Here is a 4,402-nt window from a genome sequence, read left to right as displayed (position 1 = left end):
TTGGATATGTGTGTATTTTTGTCTGGACATACGAACACCCCCTGTATAGGTTTATTTTCCTACACAGGGGGCGTTTTGTCTATTGTCCGTTTTTACTGGTTCAGTTCAGCGGGCCGGGGGCTTGTCTGTTGAAAACACCCCGAAAAATCTGCCAGGGACTGATAACCCAAAGGTATACGCTGCATAACCAATGGAGACTTCTGCTAAAGCCCGATTCCTTTTATACTGTATACAGGCCGAGCCGCCGGGATCATCCCGTTGGCGCGGTCAGTCCGGCTGTCGGCTATGCCTTTAAAACCTGTACGGCCGAACGCGGAAACAGCCCCCGGAGACGGGAAAGCATTTTTATGTTTAACCTATACCAGAATCAGAAAGTATGCGTTGTTTTATGGAATATGTGACCCTCAGCAACGGTGTCGGAATGCCCGTTCTGGGCTTCGGCACCTACCAGATCAAAGACCCGGCGGTCTGCGAGCAAGCGGTGCGGGACGCCATCGACGTGGGTTACCGCATGATTGACACAGCTGCATCCTATGGCAACGAGGAGGCCGTGGGCCGGGCGATCCAATCCTGCGGCGTGCCGCGGGACCGGCTGTTCATCACCACAAAGTTATGGATTTCGGACGCCAGCTATCAAGGGGCAATGCGCGGCTTTGAGGCCTCGATGCAGCGCCTGGGGCTGGACTACCTGGACCTGTATCTGATCCACCAGCCCCTGGGCGATTATTATGGTGCCTGGCGGGCCATGACCGAGCTGTGCCGGGCCGGACGCATCCGGGCCATCGGTGTATGCAGTTTTTACCCCGACCGCCTGGCCGACCTGATTGCTTTCAATGAAATGCCCCCGGCTGTCAATCAGGTGGAGTGCAACGTCTTTTTCCAGCAGCAGGCGGCGCAGGACTACATGAAGTCCAAGGGAGTACAGATGCAGAGCTGGGCTCCCTTTGCCGAGGGACACAATGACCTGTTCCACAACGAGACTCTAGCAGCCATCGGCGCCAGGTACGGCAAGAGCGTGGCCCAGGTGGTGCTTCGCTGGCAGCTCCAGAGAGGGATTGTCTGCATTCCCAAGAGCGTCAAGAAGGAACGGATGCAGCAAAACTTCGATGTTTTTGACTTTACTCTCTCTAAAGAAGACATGGCTGCCATCGCCGCCATGGACACCGGGGTCAGTTCCTTCTTTGACCACCGCGATCCTGCCGTTGTTGAGATGCTGGCAGGTTTGGTGCGCAAGGTTTGATCTGCGCATCTGCGAAAAACTGTGAAGCGGAGGCTTTTCTATGGAAAGTTTTGTCTATTCCTACCCAACCAAAGTTTACTTTGGCCATGAAGCGGCGGCAGTTCATCTGCCCGGCATCCTGGCAGAGTATGGTCCCCATGTCCTGCTGGCCTACGGCGGCGGCTCCATCAAGACCAATGGCGTCTATGATGAAATCACGGGGCTGTTGAAAGCGGCAGGCAAGACCGTCACCGAGTTCACCGGGATCATGCCGAATCCCACCTGGGCCAAGGTGAAAGAGGGTGCACAGCTTGCCTGCACCTGCCATGCAGATCTGGTTTTAGCGGTGGGCGGCGGCAGTGTCATCGACTGCTGCAAGATCATCGCAGCCCAGGCCGTCACCGATGTTGATTTGTGGGATCTGGAAATGGTCCAGCACAAAGCACTTGCTGTCAAACCCATCCCGCTGGGGGTGGTGGTCACTGCCTCAGGCACCGGGGCTGAGATGAACGGCGGCGCCGTCATCACCAACGAGGAGAGCAAAATCAAGGGCGGAATGTTTGCCTCCGCGCCCCAGTTTGCCGTTCTGGACCCGGCCTATACTCTATCTCTGCCGCGGATGCAGGTGTTGTCCGGCGCCTTTGATACCCTCAGCCACGCCATGGAGACCTACTTCGGTCATTCCGACCGGGACAACGTCTCGGACGAGGTGGCTCTGGCTGTTATGCGCAGCACGGTAGTGAATATGCGCGCACTACTGCGCGACATAAACGATCTGACCGCCCGCAGCAACCTGATGTGGACCTCGGCCATGGCCGAGAATGGCATCCTCAAGGTGGGCCGCACCACCGACTTCGAATGTCACCAGATCGAACACCAGCTGGGAGCCTACACCGACTGCAACCACGGCCAGGGCCTTGCAGTCATTCATCCGGCCTATTACCGCCATATCTGTAAGGATGCCGCCCCGAAACTGGCCCGGATGTCAACGCCGAAATAAAAAACACCTAAAACGCCGGCCAGAAAATGACCCAAACGCCGGAAACACATACGCCGGTTAACCATCAGCCGGAAGCGTGGCCGGTGGAACTGTTTGAATACCTGCTTTCAATCGGTCACGCAACCGGTAGGTCTGGCCACGGATATTTACCACATGAGCGTGGTGTAATAACCGGTCCAGAAGAGCGGTAGCCAGTACATTGTCGCTTAGAAGCTCACCCCAATCGCTGAAGTATTTGTTGCTGGTTAAAATCACGCTGCCGTGTTCGTAACGTTCAGAAATCAGCCGAAACAAAAGTTCTGCTTCCTGGCGATTCAACTGCATATAGCCAACCTCATCAATCACCAGCAAAGCTGGACGCAGGTAGATCCGCCAGCGTCTCTCCAAATGTCCCTGGGTTTGTGCCTTCTTCAAGTCACCAATGAGACGGGAAAGAGTGGTATAATAGACCACCATTCCAGCATCCAGGGCTCTAAGAGCTAGACCGACAGACAAGTGCGTCTTTCCCACACCAGGAGGTCCCAGAAAAATAACATTCTCATTTCGGGCTACAAAGGCTAGCGTCCCAAGCTCTTCGATCTGTCGCTTGTCAATGCTGGGTTGAAAGGTGAAATCAAATTCTTCCAGCTGCTTGTGGTGCGGCAGCCTTGCCAGTTTTAAACGTGTTTCTCGGCTTTTTCGCTGGCGTTCCTGCTGTTCAGAGGATAACAAGTCATGGAGGAACTGAACATAGGTCTGCTGACTGTGAAGAGATTGTTCCAGCTGTGCATCCAAAAGTTGAGCTGCCGTGAGCAGCCCCATCTGTTCCAGGAGAGAGCGGGTGTGTTCCAGCTCAACCATGTGCTGCACCTCCCAACAAGGAGTCATAGAAATGCAGAGAACGAACTTCTACACGAACGTCCTGTTGGCGTGCTGCTGGATAAGGGGCAGCAATCCCTTTGTGTTCTGCCAGGCCCTTGTATTGGCCGGGCAACCAGACAATTTTACCCGTATGGTACTGAAGCTGGTGCTGGGCTAGAAGGATCTCTCCATAATAGATTTCCAGCTGCCCTTTCACTGTTCGAACCTGTACTTCCTTTCCGCTGTACTGCCAGGGCACACCATACCGGATGCCGTCAAAGCTTACAAGTCCATCTCTTGTAACTATTCTCGTTTCCCAGCGGTAGCGGTCCTGAATCTCCTGGGAAGGTAAGGAGAAAAGTTCTTCTTGTGCCAGCTTTTGCAGAGGGATCTCGCAAGTTGTTCCATGAGGCCTTGAGTCAACTGATTTGCACCAGGCAATCGCCTGGCGATTCAGATCTTCCAGGTCTACAAAGCTGCGGCCCGGGAAAAAATTCTCCTTTACATACCGCACCAAACGTTCTACTTTGCCTTTTGTCTGGGGCGTTTTTACCCGGCATACCTTTGGAACAAATCCCATCTCGACGGCAAAATCAGAAAACTGTGTGTTCCAAATCACCTTGCCCGCTTCACGCCCTGTGACCACAGTTTTCATATTATCGGTCAGGACCTCTTTAGGAACACCTCCAAAATACTGAAATGCATTTAACATACAGCGTTCCATGCTGCGCAGGTCACAGCGTTTTACGAATTCAATGTATTTGGCGCGGGAATATCCCAGAATCATTACAAAAACCGCTACTTTGTGAAGCTTCTCATTTTGGTCCAGATATTGACAGATGCCCCAGTCCATCTGCGCTTGCTTGCCGCTGGGCGTTTCATATCGCCGTACAGCAGGTGCTGCCTTGGCTGGCCGGTAGGGATGAACATATGCTTTTAAAATGCTCATTCCGCCGTCATATCCAAGTTCTCGCAGTCGTTCCAACAGAACAACACAATTGAAGATACCTTGTTCCATCCATTCATTCAACTGCGGCTTGTAAGGATCCAACTTGGACCCTTTGGAAACGCCCTTTAGCCCATGCTGCCGATCCGCCTGCTCCATATATTTGCGGGCCGTATTTTTGGAGATTCCAATTTCTTGCCCAATCGCATAAGCGCTCTTGCCTTTTCCGTAAGCGCCTCACAAAACAGTGTACTTGACAATAGAAAAAGGACCAGCTAAAGCTGGTCCTTTTTTGTATAACGAAAACCACTCGCTAGGCGAGTGGTTCGAAAAAAGACTTATGTCGATGATGATGACAGAAAAACTCCCTTTGCTTAAAATGGAAGTGCGGTCTGCC

General features: G+C 53.0%; 3 protein-coding genes and 1 pseudogene. 2 read left to right on the top strand and 2 right to left on the bottom strand.

Annotated elements, in window-relative coordinates; genetic code table 11:
* Positions 1-388 precede the first annotated feature (388 nt).
* Positions 389-1,240, top strand: a complete 852-nt coding sequence (locus B5F27_RS15775) for an aldo/keto reductase (RefSeq protein WP_087369009.1) — start codon at positions 389-391, stop codon at positions 1,238-1,240.
* A gap of 40 nt (positions 1,241-1,280) precedes the next feature.
* Positions 1,281-2,219, top strand: a complete 939-nt coding sequence (locus B5F27_RS15770) for an iron-containing alcohol dehydrogenase (RefSeq protein WP_087369008.1) — start codon at positions 1,281-1,283, stop codon at positions 2,217-2,219.
* Positions 2,220-2,276: 57 nt separating this feature from the next.
* Here the strand turns inward: B5F27_RS15770 and istB are convergent, their stop codons facing one another.
* Both istB and istA read right to left on the bottom strand, forming a co-directional pair.
* Positions 2,277-3,059 carry an IS21-like element helper ATPase IstB gene (istB, locus tag B5F27_RS15765; RefSeq protein ID WP_087369007.1) on the bottom strand — a complete coding sequence of 261 codons (783 nt, stop codon included), beginning with the start codon at positions 3,057-3,059 and terminating at the stop codon, positions 2,277-2,279.
* A pseudogene (istA, locus tag B5F27_RS15760) lies at positions 3,052-4,230 on the bottom strand (IS21 family transposase); the annotation flags it as partial. The gene istB and the pseudogene istA, both read right to left, overlap by 8 nt.
* Between the last annotated feature and the right edge of the window lie 172 nt (positions 4,231-4,402).

Source organism: Faecalibacterium sp. An192 (assembly GCF_002160175.1).
Lineage (GTDB): Bacteria > Bacillota > Clostridia > Oscillospirales > Ruminococcaceae > Faecalibacterium.
The sequence above is the reverse complement of the archived record's forward strand: the minus strand, read 5'-3'. Positions and strand labels throughout refer to the sequence as shown.

Bases quoted from the DNA above. Each gene is read 5' to 3' on its own strand.
- istB (WP_087369007.1), bottom strand. From the start codon at position 3,059: ATGGTTGAGCTGGAACACACCCGCTCTCTCCTGGAACAGATGGGGCTG.
- B5F27_RS15770 (WP_087369008.1), top strand. From the start codon at position 1,281: ATGGAAAGTTTTGTCTATTCCTACCCAACCAAAGTTTACTTTGGCCAT.
- B5F27_RS15775 (WP_087369009.1), top strand. From the start codon at position 389: ATGGAATATGTGACCCTCAGCAACGGTGTCGGAATGCCCGTTCTGGGC.